Source organism: Clostridium sp. DSM 8431, from assembly GCF_900116755.1.
Classification (GTDB): Bacteria; Bacillota; Clostridia; order Clostridiales; family Clostridiaceae; genus Clostridium.
On record NZ_FPBY01000072.1, the window covers coordinates 1 to 17,470 of the forward strand.

Below are 17,470 nucleotides of genomic sequence, written 5' to 3' on the forward strand. Positions count from 1 at the left end.
GATTTTTTGCAGGTTTTACAAAGATATCTTTGAACATTTTTGTTCTTTCCATTTTTAACTATGTATTTATTATGACAATGAGGGCAAATTAATTTTGAGTCTTTTTTAATTGAGGATAATTCAATTAGCGTGCTTATATCAACAATTAATTTTCTTTTTGAGGGATTACTCATAGGCTTTATCATTTCTAATACTTTATTGTAATACTCATACGAATTCAAATATATCATCTCCTAAAAAATCTTTGTTAAGATGATTGACATATTTTATCACTTTTATTCATAATACAGCCATAAAAAATGCAGAAGCACTAGAAAAAATCTAATGCTTCTGCATTTCTCTAAACTTTTTAACCTGCATTTCTACTTCTTCTCTATCTTCTTTAGATAGATTTCCTCTTCCAAACCTATCACTGAAAAATACATAAGAAATATCATTTATATCTGTATACTTTCTTAGGCCTTCCATATCTGCAAAAGGAAGTTTATTCATTATATAAAGTAGATGCATATGATATCTTATCATTTTACTTACTTTAAAAATAAATTCTTCATCACAAGAAAAATATTCTAAAAACTCTTTTCCTAAAGTTTCTCCAACCTTATCATGATCATATGATGTCCATCTTCCTTTTCTAAGTTTAGTAGTTTTCCCCTTACCAATATCATGTAAAAGCAAACACCACATAAAAGCTTTTTTATCATTAACCTTATCTCGATATTTTACTCCTTCATCAACAACCATCATAGTATGAATCCAAACATTTCCCTCAGGATGATGCTTAGGAGACTGCTGCATTTCTTCAAGCTTCTTTAAATAACAAAAAGGACTAACATCCAATATTCCCTTATCCTTTATTTCATTTAAGAAGATAGATGGCTTTTTATCTTTTAATAGATGTTCTTCAATTTCTTTAAAAAGTTCTATGGCACTCATAGCTATCTCCCTTCTAACTTTATCTATATATATTTATTATACCTTAAATATTTTTTTCTAATAACAAACAATCTATTCCTTTATGTTTAATTTCACGAATTTCAAACCCAGATTCCAAAAGTTTTTTAATTTCAAATTTTTCTCTATCTTTCTTATCAATTCTAAATTCAAAATTTTTGCATATATGTCCAAAAATCAAACATAATCTGCTTCCTGCCCAAATCAAAGCATTCTTTAATATATCCATGCTTATTTCTTTCGTTAAGTATATACATCCAATTATATAAGTATTCCTCTTAACTCCTCTTAGTAAAGTCATAGTTCCAAGTCTTTTAGCCCCATTCTTTATAGAAAAAAATATTACATTTCTCAGAGGTTCATCTATAATATTATTTATGTTTTTTTCATAACATTCAAGTTTCTTAGAAAATAAATTCCAAACTCCCTCTTCGTATTTCGTATAGCTCTTATTTAGTGATACTTCAATTTTAAAATTATAGTTTTTCCCAGTATACCCATACACATCACTAAAAGGATTCTTATCATTCCAAACTACTATATCTTTCGTATATAATACATGAATTTTATTCCAAATAAGTGAACGAGAATTTATATTATTAATATTATATTTATCTTGAAGCATTATTCTTATTTCATCCACATTTTTATCTGCATTTTTTATTATGAATTCATCCATATCATCTAAATGATATTTTGAAACAAACTCTTCATTTATATTAAAGTAATACTTCTCCTTAGTAAAATACTCATTATTAAAATTCCAAACCATTTAGATACACCCCTTACCTTTAATATTTTACAATAACCAGACTCATTTGTAAATTTATCCAAAGGAATATTGTTAAAATATTATCATTTCTATAGAATTTCAGAATCAAAATAAAAAGGCATATCTGAATTAAATTTAAATAATCCAGATATGCCTATCATCATATTACTTTTTAGCTTTTTCTAGTAATTCCTTTATATCTTCTGGTGTGAATATATATTTTTTATTACAGAAGTGACATACGACTTCTTCATCCTTATTATCCTTATATATATCAGTTAATTCTTTTTCACCTATACTTATTAATGCTTTTTCTACTCTTTCTCTTGAGCAGTCACATACATATTTAGGCTCATTAGCTTCTTCAAGCTTTAGATCCATATCTTCAAAGATATATTCTAATATTTCTTCTATAGTCTTTCCTTGAGTTATCATTGTTGTTATAGATGGAATTTCTTCTAATCTATACATTAAAACATCTGCAAGTAATGGATCTGCATCTGGCATCATTTGAATAATAAATCCACCTGCAGCTTTTATAGATAAATCTGTATCGACTAATACTCCTAATGAAACAGCTGATGGAGTTTGTTCTGATACTGTGTAGTAATATGTAAAGTCTTCTGCAATTTCTCCTGAATGTATTGGAACTTGACCTACATATGGATCTTTTAATCCAAGGTCCTTAATGACATAAAGAATACCATTTGTTCCAACTGCTCCACCTACATCAAGCTTTCCTTTTTCGTTAAGTGGTAAAGCCACGTGAGGATTTCCTATAAATCCTTTTACTGAACCATCATTATGAGCAGTTACTGTTATTCCATTTGCTGGTCCCCCACCATTTATTTTTAATGTTACAACTTCTTTTTCTGATTTTAAATCAGTTCCCATTAAAGCTCCCATTGTAAGCATTCTTCCAAGAGCTGCTGATGAAACTGGTGAACATTCATGTACACTTGTTCCGTCATTTACCATATTTGTAGTTATCCCTCCAATAACTCTAATCATACCATCTTTGGCTGTACCTCTAACTATTTTATCTTTCATATTTACTCCTCCATGTCTTTCTTTACTACATATAAAATTCGTTCACTTTTTTCATTTACTTCATCTTCAGTATATCCATCATACTTATTTAATACTTTAAAGCCTTCTTTTGACAACATCTTTTCAATTTCAACTTGTCTATAAGCTCTTTCATGATGTTCTTCTTCAAACTTTTCATATTGTTTTTTATCCTTAACAAAGAAAGTTAAATACATGCTTACTATCTCATCTTCAAATACATTTTCCCATGAATAAAAAACATTATCTTCATCATGAATATAAATATTATTTCCTAGTATCTCTGATAACTTATAATATGAATTAATGTCAAAAACAAATACGCCTCCGTCCTTTAAATGGACATACACACTTTTAAAATAGTCTCTTAAATCTTCTTCATCTAGTATATAATTAGTAGAATCAAGCATGCAGCTTATAAGATCAAATTTATGATTAAGGTCAAGTTCACTCATATCTTGGCATATAACACGAGCGTCTATACCTTTTTCTTGAAACTTTTCATAGGCCTGCATAAGCATATCATCTGACAGGTCAACTGCATATATATTTTTAAAGTCATTTGCCATCTTTAACGTCACATTTCCTGTTCCACAGGCTAAATCTAAATAATCCTCTTTATTTATATTGTTTTCTTCTATGATTTTTTTTAGCCTATTTCCTATCAAATCATAATCTATATCTTCATAGATTAACTTGTCATAAATTTTTGCAAATTCACCGTATACCATGGTCTCTCCCCCATAAGTTTAATAAGTATTTTTATAATACTAACAATTATATTAAAACTAAACTTTAATTTAGTCAATTTTTTCTTCCTAATATCTCATTGTTACTTGGAATATGAAGTTGTTTTTTCCTTTTAGTCATAATTCCTCCAATTCTACCTGTTTCTTCTGAAGTAAGACCTCCCCACCCTAAAGAATCTACCTTATCCTTAAGTCCAAGTTCCTCTGCTATTTCATACTTAATCTTTTCTCTAAGCACCTCTTCTTTAGTTAATTCCTTATTATTTTTTATTTTTGCTTTTATTATTTTTTTTAATGGTGTATTGCCCAAATCCTATCACTCCAATATTTTTATTCATTGAATATATTATTTGCAGAATTTATACATCTATGTACTATAATCTTTATATTTTTTTATATAACTCTTGATATTTTTATTATCTTTATCTAATATTTAATTAGTATATTTTATATACAAAGCTTGAAGGTATAAAATTTATTTGTTTGGGGCTGTAATAAATAATTATGCTTTCAAAATTTATTGTAATAAAAAACTTCTATATAATATTCAACACAATAACATTATTTGAATATTATAATTGTAAGATAAAATTACACATAATACGTTCTAAATTAAAATACAGATGTATAAGAAAAAGATTGGAGGATTTCAAATGTCAATATTTGAAGGTTCTGGTGTAGCACTTGTTACCCCTTTTAATGAAGGAAACGTAGATTACGAAAAGTTAAAAGAATTACTAGAATGGCACGTTGAAAAAGGTACTGATGCAATTATAATATGTGGTACTACTGGAGAAGCTACAACTATGACTGAGGACGAAAAGAAAAAAACAATTAAGTTCACAGTAGATGTTATTAATAAAAGAATACCTGTAATTGCAGGAACTGGTTCAAACAATACACTTTCTGCTATTCAAATGAGCAAATATGCTGAAAGTGTTGGTGTTGATGCACTTCTTACAATCACACCATACTATAACAAAACTAATGCAAAAGGTTTATTTAAACATTTTGAAGCTATTAACGATGCTGTTAATATTCCTATTATTCTTTATAACGTACCTAGTAGAACAGGTATGAATATCACACCAAAACAACTTGTAGAATTATCAAAATTATCAAATGTGAAAGCAATCAAAGAAGCAAGTGGAAATATAAGCCAAGTTACTGAAATAAAAGCTCTTCTTGGAGACAAAATAGATATTTATTCAGGAAATGATGATCAAATAGTTCCTATTATGTCCCTTGGTGGAAAAGGAGTTATTTCAGTACTAGCAAATGTTATTCCTATGGAAGTTCATGAAATGACACATGCATATTTAAATGGAGATACAAATAAAGCTTGCAAACTTCAACTTGATAATCTTGAATTATCTAATAATTTATTTATAGAAACAAACCCTATTCCTGTTAAAACAGCCCTTAACATGATGGGAATGAATGTAGGTCCTTTAAGACTTCCTCTTTATGATATGGATTCTAAAAATGAGGATATCTTAAAAGCTACTCTTAAAAAATACAACTTGATTTAAGGAGAAAAATATGATTAAAGTTATTTTAAATGGTTGCTCAGGAAAAATGGGTAAAATGGTTATAGCATCAACATCTCAATTTGAAAATATGGAGATTGTTGCAGGGATTGATAAGTTCAAAGTAGATTTAGGTTTTCCTATATTTGATTCACCTGAAGAAGTAAATATAGAATATGATGTTCTTTTAGACTTCTCAAGAGCTGATGCTTTAAATGGTCTTCTTAGCCTTACAGAGAAAACTAAAAAGCCTCTTGTTATATGCTCAACAGGTTTCTCAAAAGAAGATTTAGCTCTTATAGATGAAAAGAGTAAAACTCTTCCTTTATTTAGATCAGCTAATATGTCCCTTGGTATAAACCTAATTAATAATTTATTAAAGAAAGTGGCACCACTTCTTTATGGAAACTATGATATAGAAATAGTTGAAAAGCATCATAACCAAAAAGTAGATGCACCTTCTGGAACAGCTATTCTTTTAGCAGATACAATTAAAGATTCATTGAAAGATGAAACAAAATATGTATTTGGACGTCATGGAAACCATAAAAGAGAAGAAAATGAAATTGGAATACATGCTGTAAGAGGTGGATCTATTGTTGGAGACCACGATGTTATATTTGCAGGTACTGGAGAAGTTATTGAATTATCTCACAAGGCTATTTCAAGAGAAGTATTTGCTATTGGAGCTTTAAAAGCATGTGAATACATGAGTAAAATTTCAAAACCTGGTCTTTACAATATGGATGATGTAATAAACTTATAATAAGTTTTTTAAATGAGTTGCAAAATATGCAGCTCATTTTTTATATGCATTTTATTTTAGTTAGGTGGAATACTAATTACGATAAAATAAAAGAGGAGGAACTTAAAATGACAAAAGACAGTCAACCTGATAATAAGAAGGCAAGAATGGAAAAATGCAATTATCAGACTCCAATAACTAGTGAAGAAGGTAAAAATCATAATAGAACAGCAAAAAAACATTCAGTAAAAAGAGAAGGTGTTCAAAGCCTCCATGTAACTTATAACTAATTAGTACTAGCTATAGTAAAAAAAGCAGCTTAAAAGCTGCTTTTTTTATATCTTGGAAGTTTATTCTTATGTGGTTTATTTAAGTCACAGCCTGCAGTTTATAAAATTTTAAACTGCATCTGTTTCGTCTTGTGATGTGGATTCTTCTTTTGTTACTTTTTCCATCTTAGATATAGAAACTTCATATGCAATTTTCTTTATAACTTCAGTTTCTGATACCTTCTTTTGATACTCTCTGCTTTGTAATCTTCCCCATACTCTAATATTATCTCCAACACTTAAAGTTTGGCAGAATCTTGAGTTTCTTCCCCAAGCAATTGTTGGGATGTAATTAGACTTATTATAAGCTATGTTTACTGCTAATAAAACATCAGCAATTTCTCTTCCAAATGGTGTGGTTCTATAAACTGGTTCCTTACAAATAAAACCATCAAGATATATTTCATTTGGATTTTTACTTCTTTCAACGCAAGGTTCTATATTTCTTGCAAATACTGTTAAAATTAACTTATTAGACCCATCTATAAATTTATTGTAAGATCTTAATTGTCCCTCAACAACTACATCTTTACCAATACTTAAATCTAAATTATTAAGCAATCTTTCAGAAACAGTAATATTTAATAAATCCACTGAATCGCTTAGTCTCATAACTTCTATATTAAAGCTATAAAACCCTTCCCCATACATTTCATGACTGAATACTAATTCAGATGCCACCTTACCTTCAAGGTATATTTTGTTATTTAACATTAAATTATCCATTTGTAACCCCTCTCTCCCTTAGTAATAACTTAATTGAAAATAAAGAAGACCCCACAAGTACATATTTCCATTATAATACATTTAATGATTAGTTTTCAAGTGATTTTAAAACTATTTTCTATTTTGGGTTCCTTTTTCATCAATGTAATAATTATCCTTATAAATTAAATCACTTACATTAGCAGTTTTATACCTTTTTTCTTCCAAATACGACAAAAGTTTTTCTAAGTTATGTGCTGTATATTTAGCATTATTATGGAAAAGTATTATAGATCCTTCTTTTAAATTATCTTTAACTCTCTTAAACTCTATTTCTTCCCCTTCTTCTCTCCAATCAACAGAATCAACATCCCATTGAATAGGAATCATATTTAAACTCCTTACATATTTGCAGGATTTTTCATTATAATCCCCACTTGGAAATCTAAAAAGTTTAGTTTCAGCTCCTGTAACTTCCTTTATAACTTCATTTGTTTTTTCAATTTCATCCTTCATTCGCTCTTCTGAAATAGTACTAAAATTAGGATGTTTATAACTATGATTTCCTATTTCATTTCCCCTCTCATAAATTGACTTTAATTTTGTTAAGTTTTCCTCACTATAATTTACCCATCCTCCCATTATGAAAAATGTTGCTGATGCATTATGCTTATCTAGAACATCTAATATTTCCTCTAAGTAATCATGCTCAGCCCAATTAACATCAAAACTAATTGCCACCTGCTTTTCATTAGTATTTACACTGTAAATCGGCACTTCATACTTTCCTCCGGAAACTTTAACATTATCTGTTTTAAAAATATAGGATAAGCCTATTACTAAAATTAAAGCTCCTAAAGATAAAAATGCTTTAACTCCTCTCCACTTCAAAATTATTAAAGTTCCTACCATTTCTATCTATAAATTTATATTCACTTCTTGTAAATTTATGATATAATAATTTTAAATACTTTCACTAGAGATGGAGGTTATTATATGTTTGAAAACTCAGCTGAACTTGCTGAAAATAAGTTATTATTATTATATATTTTACAAGTTTTAAAAAGACCAATTTCAAATTCTCAGTTAACAGAAATAGTCTTAGAAAATAACTTGATAAACTATTTTACTTTGCAACAATACCTTAGTGAATTAGTAGCTTCAGGTTTCTCTCAATATGAAGAAATAAATGAAAAAAAATTATTAGTATTAACTAAAAAAGGAGAAACTGTTCTCTCCCTATTTAAGGATAGAATTTCTCCTTCTAAAATAAATATTTTAGATAATTATATTAAAGATACAATTGACTCAATAAAGAAAGAATTAACTATTCTAAGTGATTACACTTTAATAGAAAATGACAACTTCTTAGTTGATTTAAAAGCATTAGAAGATAATTCTACACTTATGGAACTAAAAATTTCTGTTCCATCAAAATCTCAAGCAATTTCTCTTTGCAAGACATGGAAAGAAAATCCTTCTGATCTTTACCATAAAATTATCAATATTTTAATTACTGAAGATACTAAACAAGAATCATAGCATTAGGCTCTCCGCCTACTGTTATGTTTTTTATCATCCTTTCTCTTAAGTTAATCTTAAAAACTCGATTATTTATATAATCTCCAATAAATATATCATTATCCCTTTTAATAATTCCTTTAGGCATTCCACCAACATGAATCTTTTTAACTTCTCTTTGTTTTGATTTATCAATAATACTTAAAGTTCCTTCATTAAAATTAGTAACATAAAGCTTTCCATCATCTTCTGCTAAATCAAGCGGGCACATTCCAACCCTAATTCTATTTAAAATTTCATTAGTTTCTGATGAAATAACTACAATATATCCTTCTACATCTTTACCTAAATAACTTTCACATAGGTATAATACTTTTTTATCCTTAGATAAGAAAATTTTTGTTGGATCCTCATTAGTTTTTATATCTTTAATAACTATGTCTTTTTCTAAATCTATTAAAGATACTAAGTTACTTTTCATATTACTTACATAAGCTATAGCTCTTTCTTCATTAATCTCAATACTATAAGGGTCTTCCCCTACAGGTATAATGCATATAATGTTTCCTGTTTGCAAATCTATCTTTGCAATAGAATTACTTTCGCTTAATACCACATAAGCATTTTCTTTAAATACTTTTATGTCACTTGGATGAGGTCCTGCAAAAAATACAGCTGTTTCCTTCTTTTCCTTAAGATCAAATACAGAAATTGAATTATTATACTTGTTACATATAATAATACTTCCATCACTATATGCTAATGAAGTTGGTCCAACAGGTCTTTCTCCTAAATCTAAGGGGTAATTCTTAACTGAAAAGTTTCTGCAGTTTATCTGACTTATAGAATCAGAGGCAATATTACAAACAAATATAGACTGCATTATTTATCCCTCCTTAGGAAACCATTTTCCATATAATATATGAATTATTTCCTAAGCCGGAACAAATTTCGCTAGTATTTTTCTTTATTATTTTAAAAATTTCATTTATAATTATATTGTTTATTTATCTAAGGGAGGGACAATAATTATGTATACTTATAAAACAAAAGGAACATGTTCTAGAGAAATTCATTTCGATGTTGAAGATAATAAAATAAAGGAAGTTAACTTTTTAGGAGGTTGTGATGGAAACCTTCAAGGAATCTCAGCTTTAATAAAGGGATTAGATGTGAATGATGCTATAGAAAGACTTGAAGGTATTGACTGTAGAGGCAGAGGCACTTCATGTCCTGATCAGTTAGCTAAGGCTTTAATTGACTGGAAAAATAATAACTAATTAAAAATTTTAGAGCTGACGCAGTTTTGCATCAGCTCTTTATTCATTATTTATCAAAAAATTTTCTTATTCTCTTTCTCATATCTCCAATCATATATAATGATCCAGATACTAAAATCAAATCATCTTCATGAGCTTCTTCTAAAGCCAGCTTAAGAGCTTCATCATAGTTTTCTAAAGCCACACAATTATTATTATTATACTTATCTATTACTTTCTTTAGTTCTACGGCATTTTCAGCTCTTATACTCATAGGAGTAAGGGCTATTACTTTATAAGCATCTTGAACTATAACTTTTACCATTTTATCTACTTCTTTATCAGCTAAAATACCCAAAAGAAGATATAATCTATTATATTTAAAATACTTATGTATATTTTTTTCAAGTTGAGTAATTCCTTGAATATTATGAGCTCCATCAATAACTAAAAGGGGCTCTTTATTCATTATTTCTAATCTACCAATCCACTTAACATTTTTAACAGCTTCTTTTATAACATCTATATTAAATTCCATACCTTCCTTCTCACATAAAACTTTATAAGCAGTTAATGCAAGCATAAGATTTTTAATTTGATGTTCACCTAAAAGAGGAAGTTTAACTTCAAACTCTTTATTATCTATAGAAACTTTAACTAACTGATAAACTTTATCCTCATTTAGTACCTTTAAGAAAACACCTTTAGATGGATCTGACACTACTAAATCTGATTTAGTTTCTAAGCACTTCTCTTTAATTGCTTTTAATGCCTCTTCTTCCTGTGGATATATTACTACAGGTACATGGTTCTTTATTATACCTGCCTTTTCCTTTGCAATTTCATATAAAGTATTTCCAAGAAGATTCATATGATCAAAACTTATTGATGCAATTACACTTACCTTAGGAAGAATAACATTTGTTGAATCAAGTCTTCCACCAAGGCCAACTTCAACTACAGCATAATCTACCTCTTCCTTAGCAAAATATAAAAACATTAAACATGTTATTATTTCAAATTCCGTTGGATGATTATAACCTTGTCTTATAACTTCTTCTACAGCAACCTTTATTTCAGTAATAAGGATAGCTAAAGTTTCTTTAGGAATATTAACTCCATTAATTTGAATTCTTTCTTCAAACTCTTCAAGATAAGGCGAAGTATACATTCCAACTTTAAAACCACTTTCCTTTAAAATCTCTGAAATTATTGCTGTGGTAGAACCCTTTCCATTAGTACCTGCAATATGTATAAACTTAGTTTTCTCATGTGGATTTCCTAAAAGCTCTAAAAGCTTTAAAGTTCTTTCAAGTCCATAATTAGAACCAAAATTGCCTACCTCATGTATATAATTCATTGCTTCAATATAATTCATAATTTCCCCCTATCTTCTAATCTAGTATTAAAATAATTGCCAGAACACAAAGGTTCCGGCAATTATTTATCTTATCCCAAAGCTTTAATTCTTGCTTCAACAGCTTCAAGCATTTCTACATATTTAACTCTCTTAGCTTTTTCTCCTTCAACAACAGCTTCTGGAGCTTTAGCTACGAAACCTTGGTTAGAAAGCTTCTTATCGATTCTTTCTATTTCTCCATTAAGTTTCTTAACTTCTTTATTAAGTCTTTCAAGTTCCTTTTCCTTATCTACAAGGTCAAGAAGTGGCATAAATAATTCTCCACCCTTAACAACTACAGATACAGCATTAGATGGTACTTCTTCCTTATTAGTTGTAAATTCAACTTCTGAAGCAGATGCAAGTTTTTCTATATATGCTTTTCCTTCTTCAAATGCAGCCTTAGCTTCAGCTCCTATAAATGCAATAACCTTAGCCTTTCTTGAAGGTGGTACGTTCATTTCAGCTCTTACATTTCTTAAAGATTTAATAGCTTCTATTACATAAGCCATATCTTTTTTAGCTTCAGCATTAACTAAGTTTTCATCAAATTCTGGCCATACAGAAGTTGTTATAGTTTCTTCATCACTTAGGTGAGTAAAGATTTCTTCTGTTATAAATGGCATTACTGGATGTAATAATTTTAATCCTGTAATTAATACTTTATAAAGTACATTGTAAACTACTCCCTTAGCCTTTTCATCATCACTATGGAATACTGGTTTAACAAGTTCTATATACCAGTCACAGAATTCAGTCCACATAAAGTCATAAACCTTTTGAATAGCAATTCCAAGTTCATACTTATCCATGTTTTCAGTAACTTCTTTTACTAAGTTATTCATTTCTGAAAGTATCCACTTATCAGCTAATGAGTATTCTGTAGAGTCTTCATACTTCTTCATTATATCCTTATCAAGGTTCATCATAACGAATCTTGAAGCATTCCAAATCTTATTTGCAAAGTTTCTTGCAGATTCAACCTTTTCTGGATAGTATCTTATATCATTTCCTGGAGCATTACCAGCAACTAACATATATCTTAAAGCATCAGCACCATATTCATCTATAACATCTAGTGGGTCAACACCGTTTCCTAAAGACTTACTCATCTTTCTACCTTGTGAATCTCTTATAATACCATGGATTAATACAGTATCAAATGGAGTTTCACCCATATTGTGAAGTCCTGAGAATATCATTCTAGCAACCCAGAAGAAGATAATATCATAACCAGTAACTAATGTACTAGTTGGATAGAAGTATTCAAGATCTTCTGTCTTGTTTGGCCATCCAAGAGTTGAGAAAGGCCAAAGTGCTGATGAGAACCATGTATCAAGAACATCTTTTTCTTGTTCTATGTTAGTAGAGGAGCACTTAGAGCACTTGCATACTGTTTCTTCTGAAACCATCATTTCACCACAATCTTTACAGTAGTAAACTGGTATTCTATGTCCCCACCATAATTGTCTTGAAATACACCAGTCTTGAATGTTTTCCATCCAGTTAAAGTATGTCTTTTCAAATCTTTCAGGAACAAACTTAGTCTTTTTGTTTCTTACTACTTCTATAGCTGGCTTAGCTAAAGATTCCATCTTAACATACCATTGTTTAGAGATAATAGGTTCAACTGTAGTTCCACATCTATCGTGAGTTCCTACATTATGAGTATGCTCTTTAATCTTAACTAAAAGTCCTGCTTTTTCAAGATCACTTACGATAGCCTTTCTAGCTTCGTATCTATCCATACCAGCATATTTTCCGCCTTTTTCATTGATAATTCCCTTATCATCCATAACTCTTATGATTTCAAGATTGTGTCTCTTACCAACTTCAAAGTCATTAGGGTCATGAGCTGGAGTCATCTTAACAGCACCAGTACCAAATTCTAAGTCAACATATTCATCTCCTACTATAGGGATTTCTCTGTTTACAAGTGGTAATATAACTGTTTTACCTATTAAATGTTTATATCTTTCATCGTTAGGATTTACAGCAACCCCACTATCACCAAGTAATGTTTCAGGTCTAGTAGTTGCAATTTCTAAAACTCCTGAACCATCAGCTAATGGATAGTTAATATGCCAGAAATGTCCTGCTTGTTCTTCATATTCTATTTCTGCATCAGATAAAGCAGTTTGACAATGAGGACACCAGTTAGTTATTCTGTTTCCTTGATAAATTAAACCTTCATTGTATAACTTAACAAATACGTGTTTAACAGCTCTATCAAGATTTTCATCCATTGTAAATGCTTCTCTAGTAAAGTCAGCAGACACACCAACTTTTTTAAGCTGAGTTCTTATTCTTTCTCTATATTCTTCTGTCCAATTCCAAACTTCTTTTAAGAAAGCTTCTCTTCCCATTTCTTTCTTATCTAAGCCTTTTTTAGCAAGCTCATTTGCAACCTTAACTTCTGTTGCAATAGATGCATGGTCTTCACCTGGAACCCATAAAGTGCAGTATCCTTGCATTCTCTTAAATCTTATAAGCATATCTTGTAAGGTATTATCAAGTGCGTGACCTAAGTGAAGTTTACCAGTTATATTTGGTGGTGGCATAACTATTGAATATGGTTTTTTACTCTTATCAACAACTGGAGTAAAATACTTCTTTTCTTCCCAAGTTTTATAGATTCTTTCCTCAAATTCTTTCGGATCATATGTAGTAGATAAATTCTTATTCTCTTCCATAATTACCTTCCTTTCAGATTATTATTTATTACAGAACAAAGTGGCTGACGCCACGCTTTTCAGCGCAGGAAGCAGCTTTGTTTTGCCATGCAAAAGGTTCTAAAAGTAAAATAATTTCATATTAAAATACAATTTAATTATTTTGCTTTTAGGTTCTTTTGCGGCCTACAATTATTTTTTAATGCATTTGACAACTTCCATATGAGAAAGCCAGGCAAAATCAGTGTTTAACATCAAAAAAATTTTATATTTTCCTATGCATTAAAAAAGAGTCTTCATCCTTAAAGGACGAAGACTCGCGGTACCACCTTTATTCCTACTATAGATATAATAGGCTCTTTATTTAATAACGGCTAGAAAACCGTCTTCAGCTACTATATAAATTTCACTGAAGAAACTCAAAAGCTACCTTCAAAATTTTCAGCATAAGGGCTTTCACCTTTTCCCTCTCTCTTATAATGCCTCAAAATTTTTACTCCTCTTTTTCACAGTAATAACATATTAATTTATAAAAACATAATATATCATTACTTCCACTTTGTCAATTAAGATACACCATATTAAATTAAAGATTTAAGTGCAACTAAATCAAAGAAATTAATATTTCCATCTTCATTAACATCAGATGTTTCTATATTAATTTTAACATTCCCATCTTGGCTGTTTAAATATTTTCTAAGTAGTGTATAATCGCTTAAATCTACATCACCATCATTATTTACATCTCCAAACTTAACTTTAGGAGGCTGTGGTACGCTAGTTACATGAGTTCCATTTGCCCCTAAATTAACTTCATGATCAAGTCCAATAAATACACCATCTTCATTTTGCCATAATGTTGGTTTTATTAAAGTATATTTTTCTTCATCAACAGTTCTTAAATCATCCTTATATACTCCACCAGTATCTCCAGAGTTTGGATTTAAGCACCAGAATGTATGGTTTAAATTTTCATCTTTAATTAACTTAGCCATGCATTCAAGCCATCTTTGATTCTTGCCTCCATCTAATCTTCCACCCCATTCACCAATAAGAATAGGTGCAATATTATCTTCTTTAATATATAACCAGCTATCTCTCCATATATCATCTTTTAAAGTTTCAACTGTAAAATCTTTTTCAAACCAGCTTTGACTTGATACACCTGGGCCATAATCATGTGGTGCATAAACTACCTTATTATTTCTTTCAGAGTTTCCAAGGTCAATAGGATGTTCTTTTACCCCCATAAGGTTTCCACCCCACCATCCTCCATAGTAACTATGTTCACCAGAATCACCATAAGAATGTCCTTCTCTTGGATAAGTTTCAACACCTTCTACCATTAATAAAAGATTAGGATTTTCATCTAATATTATATTACCAACCTTCTCAGCTTCATACTTCCAGTTATTTTCATCTTCTGATTCATCCCATGAAGCATGAGTTTCTGCTCTATATGCCTTACCATGTGGCTCATTGAAAAGGTCAGCTGCAATAACAGTATCATCATCTTTATATTTCTTAGCTAAATATCTCCAAGCCTCTTCAAAATCTTCAGTTGTATATCCCCTATCATGCCATACAAAACTTTGGTCACCAGTATAAACTCTATGCATATCAAGCATAACCTTTACACCTTTTTCCTTGCAATAATTAATTGCCTTATCTAATATCTGTTCTCCACCAAGTCCCTTAAGCTCTGGATAAGTATTAACATCTACAGATCTAGCTTCTGTTATTTCTCCATTTCTCCACTTAGTTACTGTAGCAACTGATAAAGGTATTCTTATAATATTAAATCCTCTATTAGCAACAGTATTAATCATTTGCTCATAACTACTTGACCATAATCCATGAAAAACAGCTTCTGGAGTTTCATATCCAAACCAAGCAACACCAGTTAATCTTACTTCTGCACCATTTTCATCTAATATTTTACTTCCATCTGTGTGTAAATAATCATCATTATTGGTATCAGCAAAAGCACATACTGATGAACTACAAAACATTGCAGCTGCTATAGCTATTGCTGACAAAAATGATTTCTTTTTTAATACCATTATTCTCCCTCCTCGACTAATTTATGGTATTATATTACATTTTTGTATTACATGAGTAAACGCTTTGTGCGTAAAACTTCCTTCTATAGTCGTAAAAAATAAAATTATTAGTTTATGCTAAACCCATCCATATACTTAAATTAAATACTGAATGACATATTATAGCTGGCCATAAAGAATCGTATTCCTTTGTAAGATATCCAAAAGCAAAGCTTACAATTCCAATCTTAATAATAGCTTCAAAAATATTAGTGCCATTTAAGATCCATGTTGGAAAATGCATTAATACAAATAATAAAGTGACAAATAAATTTGATTTTATAAAAGGAAACTTTTCTTCAAATAGCCTTAATAAAAATCCTCTAAAAGGTATCTCTTCTAAAACTCCAACTAATAACCCTGTAGCCCATCTTATTCCTATATTAAAATCTAAATTCAAACTATTATTATATTTTCCTGTAATAACTAAAATAGTCATATAAAAAGCACTTATTATGATTCCTAAAAGAATTCCTCCTCTCCAATTTTTTTTAAGCCTTAGATAATAAAAAACATCATTACTTTTCTTCTTTTTAATATAAATGTATATAGGCACAAAAATTAAAAAAACATATGCTATAATACTGCATAAAAAAATTAATAAATCTTTTATCATACATTATCCCACCTTATTTTTCATTTAGGTATTTCTTTTATTTTTATTATATAGTAAAATATGTAATGTAGTAATATATTTAGGAGGTTTTAAATTGATATTAACAGATAAGATTTCGAAAAAGACTATTTCATTTATAAGAAATACTCTATCAACATCTGAAGAAGATTTAGAAATAATTGATTATGGAATTAAAGTAATTGTGTCAAACTTTTTTAAAATTGTTATTTTATTTGTTACAGCTTACCTTTTAGGAATTTTTAAATATACATTATTAGCATTATGTTCTTTTGCATTTTTAAGAACTTTTGCATGTGGTGTACATGCTAATTCTACTTTCCAATGTATAATCATGAATTTTATTCTCTTTATTGGAAACGTTTATACCAGTATTTTTCATCCTTTAAATAATAAGCTATTATTTTTATTTTTTTTAATATCCATTATTATTTTAATGCTTTATGCTCCTGCTGATACTGCTGAAAGACCTTTGATTAGTAAAAGCTTAAGAAAATCATTAAAAATTATATCTTTAATTAGTGCAATAATACTATTTATAATTTGCCATTTTATAAATAATTCAATTTGCCAAACAATTATAATCTATTCAATGCTATTAGAATCTCTATCAGTTATGCCATTATTTTATAAATTACTTGGAAAAAGCTATAGAAATTACTCTAAAATCACTTTATAGACATTTAATTGCAAAAAATGTTATAATAAAATATATTAAAAATGGGGGGTTAAGTAACAGTTACAAAAATATTATAAAACCTTAGAAAAGTGTACTAAAAAATAACAAACTTCAGAAATAGAGATTTATAGATTTGTCTAATAACCTTTAGATGTTTATTAATGATATCACCTCACTAATATGTCTTTTGTGTATCTTTGAATACTATTTTGCGTATCTTTGAATACTATTATAGGATACAAAATAGAGATGAGCATAATTGATCTTTAAAAAATTGAATATAGATTAGAGAATTAAAAATAGTAAAATTAGGATAACTACTAATAATATGACCTAAAAAAGGGCAGACTATC

General features: G+C 29.1%; 19 protein-coding genes and 1 other annotated feature. Of the genes, 6 read left to right on the top strand and 13 right to left on the bottom strand.

The window, feature by feature from the left end; genetic code table 11:
* The 6 genes from BM384_RS08900 to BM384_RS08925 form a co-directional block, all read right to left on the bottom strand.
* On the bottom strand, positions 1–221 hold a 221-nt coding region (locus BM384_RS08900), incomplete at its 3' end, for a transposase-like zinc-binding domain-containing protein (protein WP_347455059.1).
* A gap of 100 nt (positions 222–321) precedes the next feature.
* Complete coding sequence (locus tag BM384_RS08905; RefSeq protein ID WP_090012979.1) at positions 322–936, bottom strand: HD domain-containing protein; 615 nt, start codon at positions 934–936, stop codon at positions 322–324.
* 43 nt (positions 937–979) lie between these two features.
* A complete protein-coding gene (locus BM384_RS08910; RefSeq protein ID WP_090012981.1) occupies positions 980–1,726 on the bottom strand; it encodes a hypothetical protein in 747 nt (248 codons plus the stop codon).
* A 165-nt stretch (positions 1,727–1,891) separates the two neighbouring features.
* Positions 1,892–2,776, bottom strand: a complete 885-nt coding sequence (gene hslO, locus BM384_RS08915; RefSeq protein WP_090012982.1) for an Hsp33 family molecular chaperone HslO — start codon at positions 2,774–2,776, stop codon at positions 1,892–1,894.
* Between the two features lie 2 nt (positions 2,777–2,778).
* Positions 2,779–3,525 (bottom strand): class I SAM-dependent DNA methyltransferase, encoded by a 747-nt coding sequence (locus tag BM384_RS08920; RefSeq protein ID WP_090012984.1) that lies wholly within the window; start codon positions 3,523–3,525, stop codon positions 2,779–2,781.
* A gap of 73 nt (positions 3,526–3,598) precedes the next feature.
* On the bottom strand, positions 3,599–3,853 hold the full coding sequence (locus tag BM384_RS08925; protein ID WP_090012986.1) for an alpha/beta-type small acid-soluble spore protein: 255 nt from the start codon (positions 3,851–3,853) through the stop codon (positions 3,599–3,601).
* A 343-nt stretch (positions 3,854–4,196) separates the two neighbouring features.
* Between BM384_RS08925 and dapA the strand changes: the two genes are divergently transcribed.
* From dapA to BM384_RS17635, 3 genes are all read left to right on the top strand, one after another.
* The gene (gene dapA, locus BM384_RS08930) at positions 4,197–5,075 is read left to right on the top strand and encodes a 4-hydroxy-tetrahydrodipicolinate synthase (RefSeq protein WP_090012988.1); all 879 of its coding nucleotides are present in this window, start codon (positions 4,197–4,199) and stop codon (positions 5,073–5,075) included.
* Positions 5,076–5,085: 10 nt separating this feature from the next.
* The gene (gene dapB, locus BM384_RS08935; RefSeq protein WP_090012989.1) at positions 5,086–5,838 is read left to right on the top strand and encodes a 4-hydroxy-tetrahydrodipicolinate reductase; all 753 of its coding nucleotides are present in this window, start codon (positions 5,086–5,088) and stop codon (positions 5,836–5,838) included.
* A gap of 107 nt (positions 5,839–5,945) precedes the next feature.
* Positions 5,946–6,107, top strand: coding sequence for a hypothetical protein (locus BM384_RS17635; RefSeq protein WP_175537321.1), 162 nt, complete (start codon positions 5,946–5,948; stop codon positions 6,105–6,107).
* A gap of 108 nt (positions 6,108–6,215) precedes the next feature.
* Here BM384_RS17635 and BM384_RS08940 read toward each other — a convergent pair whose 3' ends face one another.
* Positions 6,216–6,872: a single-stranded DNA-binding protein gene (locus BM384_RS08940; protein WP_090012991.1), complete on the bottom strand. Its 657-nt coding sequence runs from the start codon at positions 6,870–6,872 to the stop codon at positions 6,216–6,218.
* A 111-nt stretch (positions 6,873–6,983) separates the two neighbouring features.
* Entirely contained in the window at positions 6,984–7,763 is a 780-nt protein-coding gene (locus tag BM384_RS08945; protein ID WP_175537322.1) for a polysaccharide deacetylase family protein, read from the bottom strand.
* An 84-nt stretch (positions 7,764–7,847) separates the two neighbouring features.
* Between BM384_RS08945 and BM384_RS08950 the strand changes: the two genes are divergently transcribed.
* Positions 7,848–8,393, top strand: coding sequence for a DUF4364 family protein (locus BM384_RS08950; protein ID WP_090012992.1), 546 nt, complete (start codon positions 7,848–7,850; stop codon positions 8,391–8,393).
* Here BM384_RS08950 and BM384_RS08955 read toward each other — a convergent pair.
* Positions 8,377–9,255 carry a YncE family protein gene (locus tag BM384_RS08955; RefSeq protein ID WP_090012994.1) on the bottom strand — a complete coding sequence of 293 codons (879 nt, stop codon included), beginning with the start codon at positions 9,253–9,255 and terminating at the stop codon, positions 8,377–8,379. The two genes, BM384_RS08950 and BM384_RS08955, sit on opposite strands and share 17 nt — an antisense overlap.
* A 148-nt stretch (positions 9,256–9,403) precedes the next feature.
* On the opposite strand from BM384_RS08955, the gene BM384_RS08960 reads away from it, so the two are divergent.
* On the top strand, positions 9,404–9,652 hold the full coding sequence (locus BM384_RS08960; protein ID WP_090012996.1) for a TIGR03905 family TSCPD domain-containing protein: 249 nt from the start codon (positions 9,404–9,406) through the stop codon (positions 9,650–9,652).
* A 46-nt stretch (positions 9,653–9,698) separates the two neighbouring features.
* Here the strand turns inward: BM384_RS08960 and BM384_RS08965 are convergent, their stop codons facing one another.
* From BM384_RS08965 to BM384_RS08980, 4 genes are all read right to left on the bottom strand, one after another.
* Positions 9,699–11,009 (bottom strand): bifunctional folylpolyglutamate synthase/dihydrofolate synthase, encoded by a 1,311-nt coding sequence (locus BM384_RS08965; RefSeq protein ID WP_090012997.1) that lies wholly within the window; start codon positions 11,007–11,009, stop codon positions 9,699–9,701.
* A 71-nt stretch (positions 11,010–11,080) separates the two neighbouring features.
* Positions 11,081–13,723 carry a valine--tRNA ligase gene (locus tag BM384_RS08970; RefSeq protein ID WP_090012999.1) on the bottom strand — a complete coding sequence of 881 codons (2,643 nt, stop codon included), beginning with the start codon at positions 13,721–13,723 and terminating at the stop codon, positions 11,081–11,083.
* Positions 13,724–14,004: 281 nt separating this feature from the next.
* Positions 14,005–14,221, bottom strand: a binding site (T-box leader).
* A 62-nt stretch (positions 14,222–14,283) separates the two neighbouring features.
* Positions 14,284–15,765, bottom strand: coding sequence for a cellulase family glycosylhydrolase (locus BM384_RS08975; protein ID WP_242945993.1), 1,482 nt, complete (start codon positions 15,763–15,765; stop codon positions 14,284–14,286).
* A gap of 112 nt (positions 15,766–15,877) precedes the next feature.
* Positions 15,878–16,420, bottom strand: coding sequence for a CPBP family intramembrane glutamic endopeptidase (locus tag BM384_RS08980; RefSeq protein ID WP_090013000.1), 543 nt, complete (start codon positions 16,418–16,420; stop codon positions 15,878–15,880).
* A gap of 94 nt (positions 16,421–16,514) precedes the next feature.
* Between BM384_RS08980 and BM384_RS08985 the strand changes: the two genes are divergently transcribed.
* Positions 16,515–17,117: an accessory gene regulator B family protein gene (locus BM384_RS08985; RefSeq protein ID WP_090013002.1), complete on the top strand. Its 603-nt coding sequence runs from the start codon at positions 16,515–16,517 to the stop codon at positions 17,115–17,117.
* The last annotated feature ends 353 nt before the right edge of the window (positions 17,118–17,470 follow it).